The sequence below is a fragment of the Comamonadaceae bacterium OTU4NAUVB1 genome (assembly GCA_024372625.1).
GTDB lineage: Bacteria > Pseudomonadota > Gammaproteobacteria > Burkholderiales > Burkholderiaceae_C > Variovorax.
In genome coordinates, this window is sequence record CP099603.1 from 223,883 (window position 1) to 244,624 (window position 20,742).

Genomic DNA, 20,742 nt, shown 5'->3' on the forward strand with positions numbered 1-20,742 from the left:
GAATCGTCCTTCAAGGATTTCAGTCGGTAATTCCAATTAAGCAGGACCACCCGGATGCATCGGAACCGTTCTTTTCCCAGTCGACGCGCGGCATGCGCCTGGCGTGTCACGGGTGCCTGGTTGCTGGTCTGCATGGCCGCGGGCTGCGGCGGTTCGGACGGCAGCTTCGCCGACGCGGCCCGTGGCTCGAACGCGAATGCTGCCACGACGGATGCCGCGGCGAAGGGCACCGCCGCCGACGACGCGTCGGCAGGGCCCATGGCGCCCGCACTCATCGATCCCCTGGCGTCGAGCGTCAACCCGGCCTTGCGAAAGCTCGCGGCGATCAAGTGCGATCAGTCGACCACGTCGAAGCCCGGAATCCCGGGCGCGCCATCGCGGATCAGTCGCCGGCAGGACGCATGCGAAGCCAGCAAGGCGATGTAGCGGGCCGAGTCCTCGACCTTTCGATTCCATTACCCACTGAGCAATGAGGAAGACCACGATGAAATCCACCACCCAATGGGTCCTGTTCGCCGGCGCATGGGCCGGACTCGCGGCGTGTGCACATGCCGTTCCGTTCGCGGTCGAGGGCAAATTGGCGCAGGTCAATGTGGAGCCGTCCTCATTGGCCCTGCTGCCACCCGTCAACACCGTGCTGTGCAACGGCACGCTGATCTATCTGACGGCTGCGACGGAGTATTCCACCCCGACCGGATCGATCACGACCGCCCAATTGATCTCCGGCACGCCGTGGCCGGGACGTGCGTCCGTTGCTCCGGCCGCACCCCTGCGCCAGTACTCGAAGGATTCGGCGTTCATCGGCGGCACCTGCATCATCGAAGGTGATGACGACGGAAGCCCGGCCGGACGGCGCGCGAGCAAATTGTTCGTCGAACCGGCGGAGAATGTCCTGGTGGGTCCGACGACGAACGAGTCGGGACAGCCGTTCGCGATCATGGGCGTTCCGGTGGTCCTGCTGGCCAGCAAGCCGAGCGATGGGACGCCGTTGCCAGCGGGCTACGTCGAGGAACCGGAGGGTCGAATCATTGCCACGCCACCGGTGAACGCAGCCAACATGAAGATCCGATTGGACACCGTGCCGAAGAACGACGAGTCGTCCGCCGAAGGCTATCTCGGCGACGATGGAAAGATCTTCTATGCCTTCGCGGTCGAGACCACCGGCGGAACGCTCGCGGAGCCGAAGGATTTCCCCACCGCTTCCGTGCAGCGCGGCGACGTCACGTTTTCCAGTGCCACGACGGTCAAACTCGAAGTGCGTGGAGGCTGCACGTTCCTGCCCACCACGGCGCGCCCGCTGCAACTGGTCGTGCAGGTGGACCGTGGCAATGCCTGGGTCAATGCCACCGGCGGCACGTCCGCGACCGCCGTCGCCACCACGTGCGCCGAAGACCCCGCGACGCCTGGCAGCGGCACCTACCGCTATCGCAACGACCGGTTCGCGGCAAGCGCGACACCGGTGCCCGGGACGATTCCGACGAAGGTCCGTGTGGCCCCGGCGGTCACGCCCGCGGAGCCGCTGAATTTCTCGGATGCGTTCACGTTGAACAGGCTCGGCTTCCGTTGAAAGAAGCCTGCCGACGTCGACGTCGACGTCGACGTCGACGTCGAGGCTGATCCAGACACGTTCGCGCGTGAGCACCGGCGACCCGAGGGTCGCCCCACATTCCCCAGCCCAGCAGCCAAGGACATCCATGTTTTTACCGGACCGGCCGTCGAAACGACGCCTTCAGGAAGCCGAGAACGCGCGTCGCAATCGACACGAAATCGTCGAGGCGCTCTCCCATGGACAGGTCGTCCGCCGTGACCTTTTCAAGTGGGGTCTGTTCACCGCGGCGGGTGGGCTGGCGCTCAAGCACGGGTTGAGCCCGTTCGTGCGCAGTGCGTACGCGTCGGATTTCACCGGGACCCCCCGGAGCCCCCTGTTCGGTGCCACGCCCTTCACCCAGGCCATGCCGCGCGCCGACCTGCTCGCGCGCACGCCCGATCCCATGAGCGCCTTCAGCCCGGCGCCCATGGCACAGGCCAACGAGACCCTGCAGTCCCTCGATCCCGCCCTGGTCGCGGCCTATCCCGGCGGCAACATGGGCCCCATCGAGGGCCGTCCTCCAGGGACGATCTGGGCGCATCAGCGCTGGAACGAATTCCTTCCGCAGGTCGGCGTCGTCGCGACCCAGGAAGGCGCCCGGACGAACACGGCCTACAACCCCGGGGTGGCCTCGAGCCTGAACTCCGGCATCGATCCGGCCACGTCGATCCCGCTGCGGTTCCACCGGAACCTGCCGATCCAGGATCCCAACACGCTCTGGACCTTCAACGGAACGGTGCCGCCCAAGCTCCTGCTCAGCCGCTATGGCGAACCGGTCCTCTTCCGGCATCACAACAAGCTGCCGTTCGACCCGAAGCAGAACAACGGGTTCGGTCGCCACACGATCAGCACGCACGAGCACAACGGACACCACGGCGCCGAGAACGACGGCTTCACGGGCGCCTTCTTCTTCCCGGGCCAGTTCTACGACTACCACTGGCCGCTGGTGCTCGCCGGCTTCACGACGATCAACACCGCGGCCACCGACCTTCGCGCCGGCACGCCCAACGGCAGCGGCGGCATCACCAAGATCCCCGGCGACTGGCGGGAGACGATGAGCTCGCACTGGTTCCACGACCACATGTTCGAGTTCACGGCACAGAACGTCTACAAGGGGAATTGCGCGCTGCACAACATCTACAGCGCCATCGACCGTGGCAACGAGGAGATCAACGACGGGGTCAACCTGCGCCTGCCCAGCGGAACCGCGAAGGACTGGGGCAACCTCGAGTACGACGTCAATCTGATGCTCGCGGACAAGTCGTTCAACGCCAGCGGCCAGATGCGTTTCGACATCTTCGACACCGAGGGTTTCCTGGGCGACGTCATCACCGTGAACTTCGCCTACAAGCCGTACTTCGAGGTCGAACGTCGCAAGTACCGCTTCCGCATCCTGAATGGCGGGGTCGCCCGCATGTACAAGCTGGCGCTGAGCGATGCCAAGCCGTTCTACATGATCGCGAACGACGGCAACCTGCTGCCGGAACGCCTCCTGATGACGTCGATGGACCTGTGCGGGGTGGCCGAGCGCTGCGACATCGTGATCGACTTCACCCAGTGGAGCGTGGGCAGCAAGGTGCGCATGGTCAACCTGGCCGAGCACGACAACGGCAAGCTCGTGAGCAAGGTGCTGTCGCTGAGCGAGGCGATGTCGGGCAACTCGGACGACCCGGGGGTCGGCGCCTTCCTCGAGTTCCGCATCGTCCGCAATCCCGCCAAGCCCGACCTGAGCCAGGTCCCGCTCAATCTGATCCCCAACCCGTTGCTGACCGCGCCGGTCGCGCGCGAGCGGGTCTTCGAGTTCGGCCGCAGCGCCAACCAGACGCTGCCCGAGACGTCCAACCCGCCGACCGCCTCGCAAGGGCCGTGGGGCATCCGCACCGACGGCGGCGCCATGCTTTCGGCGGCGTTCAGCCGCATCACCTCGCAGCCGAAGTTCAACACCCGCGAGGTCTGGACCCTGAAGACCGGCGGCGGCTGGGACCACCCGGTGCACATCCACTTCGAGGAAGGCCAGATCCTGTCGCGCGACGGCAGCCTCTCCAACGTGCCCAAGTGGGAACGCGGCCGCAAGGACGTCTACCGGCTGCGTCCCGGCGGCGAGGTCAAGATCTCGATGCAGTTCCGCGACTGGGGCGGCATGTTCATGGAGCACTGCCACACCACGACGCACGAAGACCACGCGATGCTCATGCGCTGGGACATCAGCAACGCCGGCGCGCCGTTCCTGCAGCCGCTGCCCACCCCGATGCCGCGTCCCCAGGGCGTGACCTTCACGCCTGCGGCCCAGGTCCTGTCCTGACGAGAGCCCCTTCCATGATCAATCCCCTTGAAGTGCGGCGCACCGCCGCCGCCGTCTGCCTGACGGCGCTGCTGCCCCTCGCGTGGCCGTCCGTTCAGGCGCAGAACCGCCTGCAGGTCAAGCAGGTGGCGGTGAAGACGAACGGTCCGGACGCCGATGTCGAGCACGTGCAGTTCGCGGGTTCGGCCGTGGTCAACAGCCGCATGGTTCCCGACCCCGACTTCGGCAAGCCGTCGCTGCTGATGCAGTTCGACCTGACCGGCGTCACCGGCACGGGCGCCAAGAGCGGCATCAGGTACGTGCTGACGAGCCAGGAGCATGTCATCCGGCCGTTCGCGATCCATCAGAACGTCGAGTTCACCTTTCCCATGGCGACCGACGAGAACGCGCCGATCAGCAAGGTGCGGGTCGGCACGGCGCGCTTCATGATGAACGTCGACCGCGACACCGGCGAAGTCACCTCGCTCAACGTCGTCCTGACGCCGCGCTGAAGACCCGCCGAGTTCGGATCATGCGAATGCCCCGGTTCCTCGACAGGAAGGCCGTCCTGAGCATCGCGGGCATGGGGCTCGTCGCGTTGGCGCTGCTGTACTTCGAGGGCGCTTTCGAGCGCGGGCTCTGGGGCGCCAGACATTTCCCGAACGTCGTGCTCACGACCCAGCACGGTACCAAGGTGCGTCTCTACGACGACCTGATCAAGGGCAAGGCGGTGGCGATCAACACCTTCTTCGCCGGTTGCGGCGACGTGTGCCCGCTGGGCACGGCGAAGATGCTGGAACTGCAGCGGCTCCTGGGTGATCGGGTCGGCCGGGACATCTTCTTCTACTCGATCAGCGTCGACCCGTTCAACGACACCCCGCAGGCGATGAAGGCGTACGCCGATCGCTTCGACATCGGGCCGGGCTGGCTGTTCTTGACCGGCAGCGAGAAGGACGTGCAGCTCGCCACGCGCAAGCTCGGCCTGGGCACGCTCGAGGCGACCGCGCCGCGCGACAACCACAGCACCACGCTGATGGTCGGTCACGAACCGAGCGGGCAATGGATGAAGAACTCGAGCACCGACAACCCGCGCTTCGTCGCCGGGAGCATCCAGACCTTCCTCGGCTGGCCCGATCGGCTGCAGAGCCGCAAGTACGCGGAGGCGACGCCTCTGCAGGTGACCAACGGCCAGTTCCTGTTCCAGAACGGCTGCATGGCCTGCCACAGCATCGGCGGCGGCGACAGGATCGGCCCGGACCTGCTGGGCGTCACCGAGCGCCGGCAGCGCGGGTGGCTCGAGAAGTTCGTGCTGGTCCCCGACGAGGTGCTCGCCGCCGGGGACCCGCTGGCCAACGAGCTGCTCAAGCGATACAAGGGCGTGCGCATGCCCAACCTGGGTCTTTCGCGGGAAGAGGTAGGCGACATCCTGGCGCACATCGACACCCGCACGGCCGAGGCCCGCGATCGCCAGGCGAAGGCCGGCGCGTCGGGTCCGGCCATGGTGCCCGGCCCGGCACCTCCACCAGGAGCGAGGCAATGACCCTGTTCGGACGCGATGCGGACTTCCACGTGCGGGGTGCGGGGGCGTTGATGCTCCTGGCCATGACGAGCCTGGTCACGGCCTGCGGGGGCCAGGGCGACAGCGACGCGACGGTCGCCGCGCGAGAGACCCCCGACCTCGGGCGAAGCCGGGTCCTCGCCGCCCCGACGGCGACGCCGGCCGCCACGTCCGCGCTGCAGACGTTGCGCGACGTCGCGCCACCGGACCCGTCGGGCTCGGAGGGCACGGCCGAGGGCCTGTGGCGTCCCGTCGTGCTGGCCGACTACGTCAGCGACCGCGGCGCCGCGATCCGCCTGGGCAAGGCGCTCTTCTGGGACATGAACGTCGGCAGCGACGGCAATACCGCCTGTGCGAGCTGCCACTTCAAGGCCGGTGCCGACAACCGCATCGCCAATCAGCTCAATCCCGGCCTGGCCAATGTCGATCCGGCCCTCGGCGCGCTGTTCAACAAGCCCTGGACCGCCCGTGCGGTGCCCGGTGACGTGCCCTCGCATGGCATGAAGTCGGGCGGCCAGGGGGGTCCCAACTACACGATGGCGGCGGCCGACTTTCCCCTGCACGTCCTCGCCGATCCGCTCGAGCGCAACTCGGCCATCCTCTACACCACCGACGACGTCGTCGGCTCCCAGGGCGTCTTCGACGCCAACTTCGTGCGGCCCGGGCAGTCGCGCTTCGACGACTGCACGCTGCGGCCCGACGGGTTGTTCCACGTCGGCGCCTTCAACACCCGTCGGACGACGGGCCGCAATTCGCCCACCGTCATCAATGCCGTGTTGAACGTGCGCAACTTCTGGGACGGTCGCGCCAACCAGGTCTTCAACGGCTTCTCGCCCTTCGGTCTACGCGATCCCGACGCGGGCATCTGGGTGACGTCGGCCGAGGGCCGGGTGGTGAAGGCGCGCCTGGCGCTCAAGGATGCGAGCGCCGCGTCCCAGGCGGTGGGCCCACCGGGCAGCGATGTCGAGATGTCCTGCGGGGGCCGGTCGTTCCCGAACATCGCGCGACGGGTGCTCGACCTGCCGGCGTTGAACCGCCAGGCCATCGATCCGACCGATTCGGTGCTCGCGTCGTTCGAGGGAGGGCTCAAGCCCAAGTACCGCCAACTCGTCCAGGCCGCGTTCCAGCCCCGGCTCTGGAACGGTGTGCAGCCGGTCCTGCTGGGCGACGCGCCCTACAGCCAGATCGAGGCGAACTTCCCGCTCTTCTTCGGTCTGGCGATCCAGCTCTACGAAGCCACGCTGCTGTCCGATCGGACGCCCCTGGACGCCTACCTCCAGGGCGATTCCCGGGCGCTCAGCGCCTCCGAGGTCCGTGGCCTGAACCTTTTCACCGGCAAGGCGCAGTGCATCAACTGTCACGGCGGCCCCGAGCTCACCAACGCGGCCTCCCGGCTGCGCCTGGCGCCCACAAAGCGTGTCGAACGCATGGCCATGGGCGACGGCCAGCCCGCGATCTACGACAACGGCTTCTACAACATCGGCGTGCGGCCCACGAGCGAGGACCTGGGCGTCGGTGGCGTGGATCCCTGGAACAACCCGCTGTCCTTCACGCGCCAGTACCGCACGGTGGTGGGGGGCGGCAGCGTGCCCGATCCGTTCACCGTCGACGTCTGCGCGTTCGAGTCGGGATTGGGGGGCGCCGAGCCCTGCGACGCGCGGCGACTTGCGCCGCCCGATTTCCGCGACGCCGTCGACGGCGCCTTCAAGACCCCTGGGCTGCGCAACGTCGAACTGACAGGGCCCTATTTCCACAACGGCAGCCGGGCCACGCTCGAGCAGGTGCTGGAGTTCTACAACCGCGGTGGCGATCGTCGCGGATCGAATGCCGACAACACCAGCGGCTTCGGCCCGAACGGCGCCAACCTCGACCCCGACATCCGGCCACTCGGCCTCACGCCGGCGGAAGTGGCCGATCTCGCCGCTTTCCTGAAGACGCCGCTCACGGACCCACGGGTCGCCTGGGAGCAGGCGCCGTTCGACCATCCGGCGCTGATGCTGCCCAACGGCCATCATCTCGGCGATGGCGCGCGCGCCGCGGCGCCGCAGTCGACCGATCCCAAGGGCGCGAGGGAAGCCCCGGACGTCGTGCTGCGGGTGCCGGCGGTCGGCGCGAAGGGCCGAACCGCCAGGGAAGGTGCGCTGCAGCCGTTCCACCTGCAGCTGAAGTGATCGGCAGGCCACGCGGGACCCGGGGCGGTTCGCGGTCGCACCGGGCAGGCCGTCCGGCGGCCGAGGTCAGGCGCCCTGGCGCGCCTGCATGAACTCGATGAAGACGCGCAGCTTGCGCGGAACGTGGGCCCGGCTCGGGTGATACAGGCAGAAGCCCGGGAAGGCCGGCCACCAGGGCTCGAGCAGCGCCACCAGACGTCCCGTGGAAAGGTCGTCCCGGACCTGCGACTCGAACGCGCAGGCGATGCCCGCGCCCGCACGCACCGCGGCGAGGATGAGGTCGCCGTCGTTGGTGAGCACGGGGCCCTGGACGTCGATGGTCATGTCGCTGCCCTCGTGCGTGTATTCCCAGCGATAGACCACGCCGCCCAGGCGCGCGTTGATGCAGCGATGGCCGGCCAGGTCCTGCGGTGCGCGCGGCGGTTCGCGCCCGGCGAGGTAGCGCGGCGACGCGACGGTGGCGATGCGCTGCCGGCCGCCGAGCGGCACGGCGACCACGTCCTGCGCCAGGTTCTCGTCCAGGCGGATGCCGGCGTCGAATCCGCCCGCGACGAGGTCGAGCAGCGCGTTGTCGCAATGCATTTCCAGCGTGATGTCGGGGAACGCGTCCAGAAACGCCATCAGGTGGGGCATGACCAGGATGTCGGCGGCCGTGCGCGACAGGTTCAGCCGAAGCAGCCCGGCGGGCCTGTCGCGCGATTCGTTCAGGCCCTCGACGGCGAGCGCCACCGCGGCCAGGCCGGGCTGCGCCTGCGCGAGGAAACGCCGGCCGAGTTCGGTCAGGCTGACCCGGCGGGTGGAGCGGTCGAGCAACCGCACGCCGAGCCCGCGTTCGAGCTTGCGAACGGTCTGGGACAGCGCGGAGGGCGACACGCCGAGTTCGGTCGCCGCGCGCGTGAAGCTCGCGTGGTGCGCCACGCGCGCGAAGGCGGCAATGGGGGCGAGCAGGTCCGAGGGCATCGCCGCATTATGAAGACCGGCTTCAGGGCGCATCCCGCGCGCCCGGGTTTATCCAGTGGTGCTTCCTGTCTACGCTCGGCACCGGTCCGCTCCCCGGGGCGGCCGCTCGTCGACAACCATCAAAGGAACACACCATGACCCAGCTCACGGGCAAAGTCGCCATCGTCACCGGTTCGTCCAAGGGGATCGGTGCCGGCATCGCTGAACGCCTGGCCGCCGACGGCGCCTGCGTCGTCGTCAACCACTCGCGCAGTGCCGAAGCGGCGGGGCGCGTCGTCCAGCGCATCGCCGCGGCCGGCGGGCGCGCCGTCGCGGTCCAGGCCGACCTGTCGCGGCCCGACCAGATTGGTCCCCTGGTCGATGCCGCGATCACGCACTTCGGGGGCCTCGACATCCTCGTGAACAACGCCGGCATCTACCGGCCCGATTCGCTCGAATCGCTGACGGCGGAGAGCATCGACGCGCACTTCGCGCTCAACGTGCGCGGTCTTCTCCTGACCACCCAGGCGGCGGCGCGCGTCATGCGCGCCGGGGGCGTCGTCGTGAACATCAGCTCCGGCCTCGCGAAGAGTCCCTATCCCACGGTCCATGCCTACTGCGCGACCAAGGGCGCGGTCGACACCCTGACGCGTTCGCTGGGCCTGGCGCTCGGCCCGCGGCGGATCCGCGTGGTCGGCATCGCACCGGGATTCGTGAAGACCGAGGGCAACGCCGAGTCCGCCCGGGACGTGGCCGACGTGCTGGTCGGCAAGACGCCGCTGGCCCGGGTCGGGATGCCGGCGGACATCGCGGCCGCGGTGGCGTTCGTCGTCTCCGGCGATGGCGGCTGGATCACCGGCACGACGATCGATGTCGCCGGAGGCATGGTGTTCTGACGCGCGGCGCCGCCGTCCGCGTCGGCGCCCCGGGCACGCCAGGAGCTCGCGCAGGTCCGCGGGCCGCTACGCCTCGGCTTTGAGCAGGTCCACCAGCGCCCGCAGCGGCGCCGGCATGAGGCGGTTGGCCGGGAAGTAGAGGAACAGGCCGGGCCCGGCGGGGCACCAGTCGTCCAGGACAGGCATCAGCCGACCCTGGTCGAGCTCCGCCCGCGCCGAGGTCTCGGGCACGTAGGCGATGCCGAGACCGCGCAGCGCCGCCTCGACCATCAGCGGCACGTTGTCCAGCGTCAGCGCGCCCGGCACGTCGATGGCGACCTCCTGGCCGTGCTTCGCGAACTCCCACCGGTAGCGCTTGCCGCTGGGCAGGCGCTGGCGGATGCAGACGTGCCGCTTCAGGTCGTCCGGCGTCACCAGCGGCGCGCGGCCGGCGAGGTAGGCGGGCGATGCGACGGCGACGAACCGGACGCCGCCGCCGACGGGCACGCCCACCATGTCCTGCGGCAGGGCATCGCCGAGCCGGATGCCGGCATCGAAACCCTGCGCGACGACGTCGACCAGCTGTCCCTGCGCCACCAGGTCCAGTTCCACCAGCGGACAGGCCGCCAGGAAGCGGGGCACGACGTCCTGCAGCAGCAGGCGCGCGGCGGCCTCGCTGGTGTTGATCCGGAGGGTTCCCTGCACCCGGCCGTCGACCTGCGCAACCACGTCCAGCGCGTCGTCCAGGTCGCGCAGCACCGGCCCGATGCGCGCCAGCAGACGTTCGCCCAGTTCCGTCGGCGCGACGCTGCGGGTCGTGCGGTTGAGCAGGCGCGCCCCGAGTTGGCTTTCGAGCCCGCGCATGGCGTGGCTGAGCGACGAGCGCGACTGTCCGAGCGCGTCGGCGGCCCGGCGGAAGCTGCGATGCGTGGCGACGGCCTGGAACGCGGCAAGGTCGGCGAGCGTCGGTTTGGGCATTGGTGAATTTCGTTGACCGTCTCGTCCCGGTCCATCGGACTTCTCAGGACACCGGCGGCTTTCCAGAATCGAGCCCTCAACATTCTGGACGAAACGCATGACCTCCAAGACCTGGCTCATCACCGGCGCTTCCGCCGGCCTCGGGCGCCTGCTCACGCAGACGCTCCTCTCGCGTGGCGACCGCGTCGTCGCCACCGTCCGGAGGCCTGGCGCGCTGCAGGCGCTCGAAATGGCGCACCCGGAGCGCCTGCTCGTCCTGCCGCTCGACGTGACCGACGTGGCGGCGATCCGCCGGACCGTCGACGACGCCTTTGATCGCACGGGACGGATCGACGTCGTCGTCAGCAACGCGGGCTACGGGCTGTTCGGTGCGGCCGAGGAACTGAGCGACGAACAGATCGACCGCCAGATCGCGACCAACCTGGTCGGCTCGATCCAGGTGATCCGCGCCGCCCTGCCGCACCTGCGCCGCCAGGGGGGTGGACGGGTGGTGCAGGTCTCCTCCGAGGGCGGGCAGATCGCCTACCCCAACTTCAGCCTGTACCACGCGACCAAGTGGGGCATCGAAGGCTTCGTCGAGTCGGTCGCGCAGGAGGTCGAGGGCTTCGGCATCGACTTCCTGCTGGTGGAGCCCGGCCCGACCGCGACGGGCTTCCGCGACGGTCTGGACCACGCGACGCCCCTGCCCGACTACGAGGACACCCCCGCCGGCCGGGTGCGCCGGTCGGTCCGCGATGGCGACTTCAGGCTGACCGGGGATGCCGGACGGACCGTCGCGGCCATGCTCGCCGCGGCCGACGAAGGCACGCCGGGGTTGCGTCGCCTGGCGTTGGGCAGCACCGCCTACGCGTCGATCCGCACGGCGCTGCGGTCGCGCGTCGGGGCGCTGGAGGCGCAGCGGGAGATCGCGTACTCCGCCGACGCCGACGCCTGACGGTCCGGGCGCCGCGTGGACGCCGGGTGCCGGCCGCTCACGCCAGGCCGCCGTTGACGCGAAGGATCTGGCCGTTGACCCATGCCGCATCGTGCCCGGCGAGGAAGGAGACCACGCTGGCGATGTCGTCCGGCTGGCCCAGGCGCTCCAGGGGCGGCATCTTGGCGAACTGCGCGATCAGCGCGTCGCTCTTGCCGTCGAGGAACAGCGCCGTGGCGACCGGACCGGGTGCGATCGCGTTGACGGTGATGGCGCGGCCACGCAACTCCTTGGCGAACACGTGGGTGAAGGCTTCCACCGCCGCCTTGGTCGCGTTGTAGACGGCGTAGCCGGGCAGGTTCAGCGCGAGCGTCGTGCTCGAGAAGTTGACGATGCGTCCGCCTTCGTTCAGGCGCGTGGCCGCCTCGCGCATCGTGTTGAACGTGCCCTTCGCATTCACGTCGAAATGCCGGTCGTAGTCGGCGTCGCTGGTCTGCGCCAGCGGGGTCGTCCTGAGGATGCCGGCGTTGTTGACGAGCACGTCGATCGTGCCGAGCGTGTGCTCGACCTCGTCGAACATCGCCTTGACCTGCGAGCTGCTCGCGACGTCGGCCTGGACCGCCATGGCCGTCTGCTCCCTGGCGTTCATCGACAGGACGAGTTCGTCGGCTTCCCGGGGGCTGTTGGCGTGATTGAGGACGACGGCGAAACCGTCGTCCGCCAGCCGCCTGGCGATCGCGGCGCCGATGCCGCGCGACGCGCCGGTGACGAGGGCGATCTTCTGTCTGGAGGAGGTCATTCGGATTTTCCTGAGTGGGAAGGTTGGAGCGTGGGAGATGGAAGACGAACTGGCCGAGACGGCCAGGGGACTCACCAGGGCACTTGGCCCCGGGCATCCAGGAACTGCCCGGTGCCTCCGGTTTCCGTCAGCGCCAGCCGGACCGCCGTGGCGGCGCCTTCCTCGACCGTCAGGACGCCCGTGTTCCCGTTGAGGTCGGTCCTGACGAACCCGGGGCAGACGGCGTTGACCGCGATCCCGTGCTCGCCGAGTTCCTGGGCGAGTTGCACGGTCAGCATGTTGAGCGCCGCCTTCGACGCGTTGTAGCCGATCCATTGCGCCTGGTGGTACGGCGACGTCGGGTCGCTGTTCAGGCTCAGCGAGCCCAGGCTGCTGGACAGGTTGACGATCTTGGCCGATCGGCCCCGCCGCAGGAGCGGGAGCATCGACTGCGTCACCGCCAACGCACCGAGAAAGTTGGTTTCGAGCAGGCGACGCACGGCATCGACGGACGCGTGAGCGGGCCGGCCGTCGCCGGGGTCGTTGATCCCGGCGTTGTTCACCAGGATGTCCAGCGATCCGAACCGCCCGAGGATCCGGTCGGCGGCGCGCGCCACGCTGGCCTCGTCGGTCACGTCGATTTCGATCGCATGGGCGTCGATGCCTTCCGCGCGCAGCGTACCCGCGGCGGCGTCGCCGCGCGCCAGGCTCCGGGCGCCGATCAGCACGGTCAGCCCGCCGCGCCCCAGTTCCCGACCGATCTGCCGTCCGATTCCCTTGTTCCCGCCCGTGATCAGGGCGATCCGCCCGGCTTGCTTCATGTGCTCGTTCCTTCGCTGTGGAAGCAGGATCATCGGCGCCGGCCCGCGTTCCGATAAGGCTGGCGCGCGGGAACAAGCCGTTCGCCGTGGCGATCAGGCCGACGCGCCGGCGGCGGTGGCAGGGCGCTCGGAGGCGCTCGGGGGTGGCCGGTAGACTGGTCGTCATGGCCAACGATCGCGATCCCTCGCTGGACGACCTGTCGGTCTTTCTCGCGGTGTGCGAGGCCGCCGGCTTCCGCGCCGCCGCCCGGCGACTCGGCCGCGCGCCGTCCAACGTCAGCGAGACCGTCTCGAGGGTCGAGGCCCAGCTCGGCGTGGCGCTGCTCCATCGCACCACGCGCAGCGTGATGCCGACGGAAGCGGGGCGCGAGCTGCTGGCGCGCATCGCTCCGCTGCTCGCCGGCATCCGCCTGGCGCTGCACGATGTCACGGGGTCCGACCAGCAGGTCCGGGGGCTGCTGAAGCTCAATGTCACCGGCGCCGTGATGGTCGACATCCTTCCGCCCCTGATCGACCGGTTCCTCCTCAGGCATCCGGCCACGAAGGTCGAGCTGGTGGTGGAGGACCGGCTGGTCGATGCCATCGCCGAGGGCTGCATGGGCGGCATCCGCTACGGGGAGCACCTCGCTCAGGACATGATCGCGGTGCCGATCGGTCCCCGTTTCCAGCAGCTCGCGCTGGCGGCGTCGCCCGGCTACATCGCGGCGCACGGAAGCCCGCGCCATCCCGACGAGGTGGCCGGGCATGCATGCATCCGGACGCGGTTTTCCAGCGGTGCCCTCACCGCGTGGGACTTCGAGCGCGACGGCGTGCGCCTGCGGCTCGATCCGCCCGCCCGCCTGACCATCGGCGTGAACGCCGCCGCGGCCGCGATCGACCTGGCGCGCGGCGGCCACGGGCTGATCTGCACGTTCGGGAACTGGCTCGACCCCCATTTCGCGAGCGGCGACCTGGTGCCCGTCCTGTAAGACTGGTGGACGCGGTTCGACGGACCACGGCTGTATTTTCCGAGCCGGTTGATGCCCGCCCCGCTGCGCGCGTTCGTCGATCTGATCACCGGGTCCGACGCCGACGACCGTCCGCTCGCGCCCTGAAGCGGCCGCCGGGCGGGGCCCCACGGCCGACCCGGGCGTGCCACGCGGCCGGTGGCGCCTGCATCGCCCGGCGTCCGATGCGGCGAACAGCGCCGTATTCGACGACGTATTCGAGGCTTCGGAGGCATCCACGCCTGCTTATCCTCTGGCGGGTCGGCTCCGTGCGCAGGCAGGGATCGCGCAGCACGCCGGTCCGGCCGCCCGCCCGGGCGCACGGACCCGCCTGGCGCCCCTGGCACTTCCTTCCCGTCTTCCCGTCCTTCATCGAACCCACGTGCAAACCCGATCCGTTCAACGCCGCACGGTCCACGCCACGACCATCTTCGTCGTCTTCGTCTGCCTGTCGTTGCTGGCCGTGGACGTCTGGCTCGCGTGGCGGGCGCGCGATCAGCAATTGCGACAGGCCGTCGTGAGCAACACGAACCTGGCTTCGGCGGTCGCGCAGCAAATGGACGGAATGATCGCGGAGGTCGGGCACCTGCTCGACAGCATCGCCTACGAAATGGCCTCGGACGGGTCGGACCGGCACGTGCTCGACCACGTCCAGCCGCTGCTTCTCAACCACGTGGCGACCAACCGGCACGTCCAGGGCATCTTCGTCTACGACGCCGAAGGGGCCTGGGTCATCAATTCGCAGGCCATCGCGTCCGAGGGCCGGAACAACGCAGACCGTGCGTACTTCGTCGATCACCGCGAGGCGGCGTCGCTCGCGGTCCGCGTCGGCACGCCGCTCGTGAGCCGTTCGTCCGGTCGCTGGATCATTCCCGTGTCGCGCCGCTTCAACGACGCGGCGGGCCGCTTCGCCGGCGTCGTGCTGGCGACGATCGAGGTCGAGCATGTGAACCGGTTGCTGGCCAACTTCGAGATCGGCCAGCAGGGCGCCCTCACGGTCGCCCTGAACGACGGAGCCATCCTGGTGCGGCGCCCGTTCGCGGCCGAGAACCTGGGCAAGACCATCGCCGGCACGCCGCTGCAGAAGGACTTCGCGTCCCGCGCGGCGGGCACCTACGAAAGCATCTCCCCGTTCGACGGCGTCGAGCGCCTGGGCAGCTTCCAGCACACGCAAGGCCATTCGCTGCTGGTGTCGGTGGCGCTGTCCAAGCGCGAGATGCTGCGCGAGTGGCGCGAAACCACCTGGATCCAGACCCTGTGGATCGTGCTGCTGTGCGCGATCACCGCGCTGGCCGGCGCGTTGGTCGTCCGCTCGGTGCGCCAGCGCATGCGGGTCGAACTCGACCTGGGGGCGACGCGCGACGAACTCACCCGGGCCAACGCGCGCCTGTCGCAGCTCGCCAGCCACGACGGCCTGACCGGTCTGGCCAACCGCCGCGCCCTGGACGAGGCGCTGGCGCGGGACTTCGCCGAATCGTGTCGTTCCGGAGAGCCCCTGAGCCTGGTCATGATCGACGTGGATCACTTCAAGCGCTACAACGACCGCTACGGCCATCCCCAGGGCGACGCCTGCCTCCAGCAGGTGGCGCTGGCCGTGCAGTCGGCCGCGCGGCGGCCCCTCGACCTGGTGGCGCGCTACGGCGGCGAGGAGATGGTGATGGTGCTGCCCCACACCGACGCCCTGGGCGCGACCATGGTCGCGGAGATGGCGCGCGCGGCGGTCGAAGCGCTGGCGATTCCGCACGCCACGCATCCGCTGCAGAAGGTGACGGTCAGCGTCGGGGTGGCCTCGCGCACGTTCGACAACGCCATCCAGGAGGTGCAGGCCCTGGTGCGGCATGCCGACGAGGCGCTCTACGAGGCCAAGGCGGCGGGCCGCAACCGGGTGGTCGTCCACCGCGACCAGGCGATCTATCCCCGTCTGATCGCGGCCTGATCCGCACCTCGCGAGGCATCGCCCGGGGGTGGGCGCTACACGGACCGCGCCTGCGGCCGACCGGAATCGCCGTCGGGGCGGGTCGCCAGCCACGACGGCCGGCCGGACGTCGCGCGCTGTGCGAAGCGTCCCGGCGATCCACAGGGATCACCGCTGGGACGCGACGCGCCGTCCGAAAACTCAGTAGAAACACAGTTTTGCCCGGCAACGAGGAGGCCGGGGATGCTTCATCTGCCGAGAATCCATGTACCGACTGATCTACGCCAGCCACGCGTGCGACGCGTGCCCGGAGGACGTTGCCCGCATCGTCGAACGGTCCAGGGCGCGCAACCCGGGCCTGGGCATCACCGGCGTGCTGTGCCTGCTCGATGCCACCTACATGCAGTACCTCGAGGGCGAGGAGCGCGCCGTGCGCGCGCTTTTCGCGCGCATCGCCAGGGACGCGCGGCACCGCAACGCCACCGTCCTCGATCAGCGCCCGATGGCGCGGCGCGCCTACCCCGACTGGTCGATGGCGCTGATGCAATGGGACGACCGTACCAAGGCGATCTTCCGGAGTTTCTCGCCCGGCAAGCACCTGGACCTGTACGCCAGCGATCCCGCGACGGCCGCCCCGCTCGTGCGCGCCCTCACACGCGACGCGGACTGGAGATTCCAGCCCTGAGGCCGCCGTCCTGCGACGGCGGCGCCGTGGCGGACTCGTAACACGAGGTTTCGATTCATTTCGCGGCCGCGCGGATTCCGTGCGCCTTTTATCGACAATCCGGACGTCGAGAAAACACAGCCGCGCAAACCACATGACGTCCGCACGAGAGCCGGACCCCGAGGAGTTCAGGGTCGCCAAGAGTCATCTCAATTTTCCCGTCGTCGGCTTCGGCGCGTCGGCTGGCGGGTTGGCGGCCCTGCAGAAGCTGCTGGGTCGCATGCCGGAGACGCCCGGCATGGCCCTGGTGGTGGTGATGCACCTGAGTCCCGAGCACGAGAGCATGCTCGGCACGATCCTGCAGCGGGTGACGAGGCTGCCCATCGTCACCGTCACGCAATCCACGCCGATCGAGGTGGACCACCTCTACGTGATCTCGCCGGCGCTGAAGCTGGTGATGAGCGACGGCCACCTCCACGTGGCGCCGCTGACCACGCTGCCCGCGCGCGGCGCCTCGATCGACCTTTTCTTCCGCACCCTGGCGCAGGCGCACCAGGAGCGCGCGATCGGGGTGGTGCTGTCCGGCTCGGGCAGCGACGGCGCGCAGGGGCTGCGCCGGATCAAGGAACTCGGCGGCGTCGCGATCGCGCAGAGCCTGGAGGACGCCGAGTTCGACGGCATGCCCGGGGCCGCCATCCAGACCGGCGTGGTCGACTTCGTGCTGACCGCCGAGGAGATCGCGCCCAAGCTGGTGCTGCTGTGGGACAACGCCCGCTGCCTGGCGCTGCCCAATCCCCCGGACGGCCTGGAGGTGGTGCGGGTGACCGGCGCCGCCGAGGCGATGGCGGAGGAGGCCCTGGTGTCCATCAAGGCGATCCTGCGCGAACGCACCGGCCACGACTTCGCCAACTACAAGCGCGGCACGGTGCTGCGGCGGATCGAGCGGCGCATGCAGGTCAACGCCGTCGCCGACCTCCCGGCCTACCGCCGGCTGCTCGACACCCAGCCGCGCGAGACGCCGGCGCTGCTGCAGGACATGCTCATCAGCGTGACCAACTTCTTCCGCGATCCCGAGGCGTTCGACGCCTTGCGCGACGCCCTGAAGCACCTCGTCGACGACCGCTCCCCGACCGAGCCGTTCCGGGCCTGGGTGGCCGGCTGCGCCACGGGCGAGGAGGCCTATTCGATCGCCATCGTCCTGCGCGAGTTGCTGGGCCCGCGCGGGCCGCAGATCCAGGTGTTCGCCTCCGACATCGACGAACGCGCGGTGGCCTCGGCGCGCACCGGCGTGTTCCCCCTGTCGATCGCCGCGGACATCGAGCCCCGGCGGCTGCGCGAGTTCTTCGTCCAGGACGAGAACAGCCTGCGCGTGAACAAGGCGCTGCGCGAGACGGTCGTCTTCTCGGCGCACAACCTCCTGCGCGATCCGCCCTTCACGCGGCTGGACCTGGTCTGTTGCCGCAACGTGCTGATCTACCTCGACCGCGCCGCCCAGGCGCAGGCCCTGCGCAGCTTCCACTTCGCGCTCAAGCTCCATGGCCTGCTGTTCCTGGGCAGCTCGGAGACCGCCGACGCGGCCGAGGGCCTGTTCGACGACATCGACAAGGCCCGGCGCATCTACCGGGTGGGCGCCCGCTCCGTGCGCACGCGCGTGCTGACCCCCATCGCCGTGCGCGTCCCCGAGGTCAGCGTGGCCCCCGTCGCGGCGCCCCAGGAACCGTCCCAGAAGCCGCCCCTCGAGCTGCTCCACGAGCGGGTCCTGCACAAATACCTGCCGCCGACCGTCCTGGTGGACAAGGACGACACCGTGCTGCACGTGAGTCACCGCGCCTCGCACCTGCTGCGGGTTCCCGAGGGCGCGCCGACCAACAAGCTGCTGGCGCTCATCCGTCCCGAATTGCGCATCGCCCTGCGCACGGCGCTCCATCGGGCGGCGCAGAGCGCGTCGAGCGTCGAGGCGTCGCGCGTGAGCCTGACGCTCAACGGCGTGCCGCACGCGGTCATCATGACCGTGCGACCCGCCGTCGACGAGGCGCCCGCGGGGATGATGCTGGTGGTCTTCAACGAGGTGCGGGAGAGCCTGACGCTCCCCTTGGGCGATCCGCGGGGGCGCGACGCGGTCAACGAGGCGCTGGAAGCCGAGCTGCTGCAGCTGCAGGCCCGGTTGAAGAACACGGTCGGTGAATCCACCGCGTTCACCGAGGAACTCCGGGCGTCGAACGAGGAGCTCCAGACCATCAACGAGGAATTGCGCTCGACCACCGAGGAGCTGGAGACCAGCCGCGAGGAGCTGCAGTCGGTCAACGAGGAACTCACCACCGTCAACACCGAACTGACGCTGCGGGTGGAGGACAGCACCCAGCTCAACGACGACCTGCACAACCTGATGAACTCGGCCGAGATCAGCGCGGTGTTCGTCGACCGCGACATGCGGCTCAAGCGGTTCACGCCCCAGGCGGCGACGCTGTTCAACCTGCTGGACGCCGACATCGGGCGGCCGTTGCTCGACATCACCCACCGGATGGACTACCCGGCGCTGTCGGGCGACGTGAGGAACGTGCTGCGCGAGCTCACGCGCAGTGAGCGCGAGGTGCGCAGCCACGACCACCGCTGGTTCCTGGCCCGGGTCGTGCCCTACCGCACCGCCGAGGACCGCATCGAGGGCGCCGTCCTCGCCTTCTTCGACATCACCTCGCGCCGGCTGGCCGAGGACAAGCTGCGCCTGAGCGAGCAGCGCATGCGGCTCGTGGCCGAGAGCATGCGCGACTACGCCATCATCACGCTGGACGGTTGCGGAACCATCGTCACCTGGAGCCCCGGCGCGGTGAAGATCTTCGGCCACCTGCCCGAGGAGGCCATCGGTCAGTCCTTCGGCCTGATCTTCCTGGAGGAGCATCGCCAGGCCGGGCTGCCGGAGCGCGAACTGCGCCGGGCGTCCGAGTTCGGACGGGCCGACGACGACCAGTGGCACCTGCGCAAGGACGGCGAGAAGGTCTACTGCAGCGGCATCACCGTGCCGCTGGAAGGCAGCGGTGTCGTGGGCTTCGCCAAGATCTGCAGGAACTTCACCCAGGAGGAGTTCCGCGCGCGCCAGCGCGAGTCGGCGCTGCAGAGCGAACGCGCCACGCGCGACCGGCTCCAGGAGGCCAGCACGATGAAGGACGAGTTCCTGGCGGTGGTCTCGCACGAACTCAAGAATCCGCTGTCCGTCATCAAGATGAACGCCCAGCTGCTCGCCCGGCTGCCGCTGCTGCAAGGCAACGAGCGCGCGCTGCGCGCGACGGCATCGATCGAGACGGCCGTCGCGAGCCAGCTGCAGATCATCAACGACCTGCTGGAGTTCTCGCGCGCCAACATGGGCAAGCTGGTGCTCGCGCCCGCGCGCTTCGACCTGGCCGACACCGTCGCGAGCATCGCGGCGGCGATGGGCGGCGACGTCGAGGAGAAATCGCAGACGCTGCGGGTCGCCACGGTGCCGGCCGTCGTGCATGCCGATCCGGTACGGATGGAACAGATCGTGTGGAACCTGGTCGCCAACGCGGTGAAGTTCACGCCGAACGGCGGCACCATCGACGTCGATCTCTCCACGCGCGACGGCATGGCCTGCCTGGCCGTCGCCGACTCCGGCATCGGCCTGGACCCGGCGCACGTCCAGGGCGTCTTCGAGATGTTCCGGCAGGTCGACACCGGCCTGAACCGTCGCACCGGGGGGCTGGGCATCGGCCTGGCGCTGGTGAGGCAGCTCGCCGAACTGCACGGCGGGCGGGTGGCGGCCGAGTCGGCCGGCCTGGGACGGGGCGCGTGCTTCAAGGTCTGGCTCCCCCTGAACACCGAGGCTCCCGCCCTGCGGACGCAGGACCGCGCGCCGGCGCGCACCCTGGACGGCCTGCGCATCCTCGTGGTCGACAACGAACCGCAGCTGCTGCAGGCGTTCGGTGCGCTGCTGGAGAGCGAGGGGGCGCGGGTCACGCTGTGCGCCGGAGCCGAGGAGGCCGTGCGCATCGCCACGCGTGGCGCCTTCGACGCGGTCGTCTCGGACCTGGCCATGCCCGAACACGACGGGCACTGGCTGGCGGGCGCGTTGCGCGCCGACGCGGCCACGCGCGGGCTGGCGCTGGTCGCGGTCTCGGGCATGACGCGGGAGACGGACCGGGCGCGCGCCCAGGCGGCCGGCTTCGACGCGCACCTCAACAAGCCCGTGGACCTCGACCTGCTGGAGGAGACGCTGTTCGCGATCCTCGGATCGCGGGACGCCGGCTGAGGCCGCGCGCGCGG

At 69.6% G+C, this 20,742-nt stretch carries 16 protein-coding genes and 1 pseudogene; 12 read left to right on the forward strand and 5 right to left on the reverse strand.

The window, feature by feature from the left end; genetic code table 11:
- Nucleotides 1-54: 54 nt before the first annotated feature.
- Both NF681_01015 and NF681_01020 read left to right on the forward strand, forming a co-directional pair.
- The gene (locus NF681_01015) at nucleotides 55-426 is read left to right on the forward strand and encodes a hypothetical protein (GenBank protein ID UST52587.1); all 372 of its coding nucleotides are present in this window, start codon (nucleotides 55-57) and stop codon (nucleotides 424-426) included.
- A gap of 58 nt (nucleotides 427-484) precedes the next feature.
- On the forward strand, nucleotides 485-1,567 hold the full coding sequence (locus NF681_01020; GenBank protein UST52588.1) for a hypothetical protein: 1,083 nt from the start codon (nucleotides 485-487) through the stop codon (nucleotides 1,565-1,567).
- A 133-nt stretch (nucleotides 1,568-1,700) separates the two neighbouring features.
- Here NF681_01020 and NF681_01025 read toward each other — a convergent pair whose 3' ends face one another.
- Nucleotides 1,701-1,859 carry a hypothetical protein gene (locus tag NF681_01025; GenBank protein ID UST52589.1) on the reverse strand — a complete coding sequence of 53 codons (159 nt, stop codon included), beginning with the start codon at nucleotides 1,857-1,859 and terminating at the stop codon, nucleotides 1,701-1,703.
- Between the two features lie 93 nt (nucleotides 1,860-1,952).
- Between NF681_01025 and NF681_01030 the strand changes: the two genes are divergently transcribed.
- Genes NF681_01030 through NF681_01045 form a run of 4 tightly spaced genes read left to right on the forward strand, consistent with a single transcriptional unit; the run spans nucleotide 1,953 to nucleotide 7,598 of the window.
- Complete coding sequence (locus NF681_01030; protein ID UST52590.1) at nucleotides 1,953-3,890, forward strand: multicopper oxidase domain-containing protein; 1,938 nt, start codon at nucleotides 1,953-1,955, stop codon at nucleotides 3,888-3,890.
- A gap of 14 nt (nucleotides 3,891-3,904) precedes the next feature.
- Nucleotides 3,905-4,381, forward strand: a complete 477-nt coding sequence (locus NF681_01035) for a hypothetical protein (GenBank protein UST52591.1) — start codon at nucleotides 3,905-3,907, stop codon at nucleotides 4,379-4,381.
- A 26-nt stretch (nucleotides 4,382-4,407) separates the two neighbouring features.
- A complete protein-coding gene (locus NF681_01040; GenBank protein ID UST52592.1) occupies nucleotides 4,408-5,409 on the forward strand; it encodes an SCO family protein in 1,002 nt (333 codons plus the stop codon).
- Nucleotides 5,406-7,598: a cytochrome-c peroxidase gene (locus NF681_01045; GenBank protein UST52593.1), complete on the forward strand. Its 2,193-nt coding sequence runs from the start codon at nucleotides 5,406-5,408 to the stop codon at nucleotides 7,596-7,598. The genes NF681_01040 and NF681_01045 overlap by 4 nt, the downstream gene beginning before the upstream one ends.
- Before the next feature lie 66 nt (nucleotides 7,599-7,664).
- On the opposite strand, the gene NF681_01050 is transcribed toward NF681_01045, so the two are convergent.
- Nucleotides 7,665-8,558 (reverse strand): LysR family transcriptional regulator, encoded by an 894-nt coding sequence (locus NF681_01050; GenBank protein UST52594.1) that lies wholly within the window; start codon nucleotides 8,556-8,558, stop codon nucleotides 7,665-7,667.
- A 134-nt stretch (nucleotides 8,559-8,692) separates the two neighbouring features.
- Here NF681_01050 and NF681_01055 point away from each other — a divergent pair, with 134 nt between their 5' ends.
- Entirely contained in the window at nucleotides 8,693-9,433 is a 741-nt protein-coding gene (locus NF681_01055) for a glucose 1-dehydrogenase (GenBank protein UST52595.1), read from the forward strand.
- Nucleotides 9,434-9,499: 66 nt separating this feature from the next.
- On the opposite strand, the gene NF681_01060 is transcribed toward NF681_01055, so the two are convergent.
- Complete coding sequence (locus NF681_01060) at nucleotides 9,500-10,390, reverse strand: LysR family transcriptional regulator (protein UST52596.1); 891 nt, start codon at nucleotides 10,388-10,390, stop codon at nucleotides 9,500-9,502.
- A gap of 97 nt (nucleotides 10,391-10,487) precedes the next feature.
- On the opposite strand from NF681_01060, the gene NF681_01065 reads away from it, so the two are divergent.
- Nucleotides 10,488-11,324: an SDR family oxidoreductase gene (locus NF681_01065; GenBank protein UST52597.1), complete on the forward strand. Its 837-nt coding sequence runs from the start codon at nucleotides 10,488-10,490 to the stop codon at nucleotides 11,322-11,324.
- 37 nt (nucleotides 11,325-11,361) lie between these two features.
- Here the strand turns inward: NF681_01065 and NF681_01070 are convergent, their stop codons facing one another.
- Nucleotides 11,362-12,102: an SDR family oxidoreductase gene (locus tag NF681_01070; GenBank protein UST52598.1), complete on the reverse strand. Its 741-nt coding sequence runs from the start codon at nucleotides 12,100-12,102 to the stop codon at nucleotides 11,362-11,364.
- 71 nt (nucleotides 12,103-12,173) lie between these two features.
- Nucleotides 12,174-12,902, reverse strand: a complete 729-nt coding sequence (locus tag NF681_01075) for an SDR family NAD(P)-dependent oxidoreductase (protein UST52599.1) — start codon at nucleotides 12,900-12,902, stop codon at nucleotides 12,174-12,176.
- A gap of 164 nt (nucleotides 12,903-13,066) precedes the next feature.
- Between NF681_01075 and NF681_01080 the strand changes: the two are divergent.
- From NF681_01080 to NF681_01095, 4 genes and pseudogenes are all read left to right on the forward strand, one after another.
- Nucleotides 13,067-13,996, forward strand: a pseudogene (locus tag NF681_01080) (LysR substrate-binding domain-containing protein).
- Between the two features lie 274 nt (nucleotides 13,997-14,270).
- Complete coding sequence (locus NF681_01085) at nucleotides 14,271-15,824, forward strand: sensor domain-containing diguanylate cyclase (GenBank protein UST52600.1); 1,554 nt, start codon at nucleotides 14,271-14,273, stop codon at nucleotides 15,822-15,824.
- Between the two features lie 244 nt (nucleotides 15,825-16,068).
- On the forward strand, nucleotides 16,069-16,488 hold the full coding sequence (locus NF681_01090; protein ID UST52601.1) for a BLUF domain-containing protein: 420 nt from the start codon (nucleotides 16,069-16,071) through the stop codon (nucleotides 16,486-16,488).
- 133 nt (nucleotides 16,489-16,621) lie between these two features.
- Nucleotides 16,622-20,728, forward strand: a complete 4,107-nt coding sequence (locus NF681_01095) for a PAS domain-containing protein (protein ID UST52602.1) — start codon at nucleotides 16,622-16,624, stop codon at nucleotides 20,726-20,728.
- Nucleotides 20,729-20,742 lie beyond the last annotated feature (14 nt).

Excerpts from the sequence above, each read along its gene's own strand:
- NF681_01015 (UST52587.1), top strand. The coding sequence starts at position 55 with ATGCATCGGAACCGTTCTTTTCCCAGTCGACGCGCGGCATGCGCCTGG.
- NF681_01020 (UST52588.1), top strand. The coding sequence starts at position 485 with ATGAAATCCACCACCCAATGGGTCCTGTTCGCCGGCGCATGGGCCGGA.
- NF681_01030 (UST52590.1), top strand. The coding sequence starts at position 1,953 with ATGCCGCGCGCCGACCTGCTCGCGCGCACGCCCGATCCCATGAGCGCC.
- NF681_01035 (UST52591.1), top strand. The coding sequence starts at position 3,905 with ATGATCAATCCCCTTGAAGTGCGGCGCACCGCCGCCGCCGTCTGCCTG.
- NF681_01040 (UST52592.1), top strand. The coding sequence starts at position 4,408 with ATGCCCCGGTTCCTCGACAGGAAGGCCGTCCTGAGCATCGCGGGCATG.
- NF681_01045 (UST52593.1), top strand. The coding sequence starts at position 5,406 with ATGACCCTGTTCGGACGCGATGCGGACTTCCACGTGCGGGGTGCGGGG.
- NF681_01050 (UST52594.1), bottom strand. The coding sequence starts at position 8,558 with ATGCCCTCGGACCTGCTCGCCCCCATTGCCGCCTTCGCGCGCGTGGCG.
- NF681_01055 (UST52595.1), top strand. The coding sequence starts at position 8,693 with ATGACCCAGCTCACGGGCAAAGTCGCCATCGTCACCGGTTCGTCCAAG.
- NF681_01060 (UST52596.1), bottom strand. The coding sequence starts at position 10,390 with ATGCCCAAACCGACGCTCGCCGACCTTGCCGCGTTCCAGGCCGTCGCC.
- NF681_01065 (UST52597.1), top strand. The coding sequence starts at position 10,488 with ATGACCTCCAAGACCTGGCTCATCACCGGCGCTTCCGCCGGCCTCGGG.
- NF681_01070 (UST52598.1), bottom strand. The coding sequence starts at position 12,102 with ATGACCTCCTCCAGACAGAAGATCGCCCTCGTCACCGGCGCGTCGCGC.
- NF681_01075 (UST52599.1), bottom strand. The coding sequence starts at position 12,902 with ATGAAGCAAGCCGGGCGGATCGCCCTGATCACGGGCGGGAACAAGGGA.
- NF681_01090 (UST52601.1), top strand. The coding sequence starts at position 16,069 with ATGTACCGACTGATCTACGCCAGCCACGCGTGCGACGCGTGCCCGGAG.
- NF681_01095 (UST52602.1), top strand. The coding sequence starts at position 16,622 with ATGACGTCCGCACGAGAGCCGGACCCCGAGGAGTTCAGGGTCGCCAAG.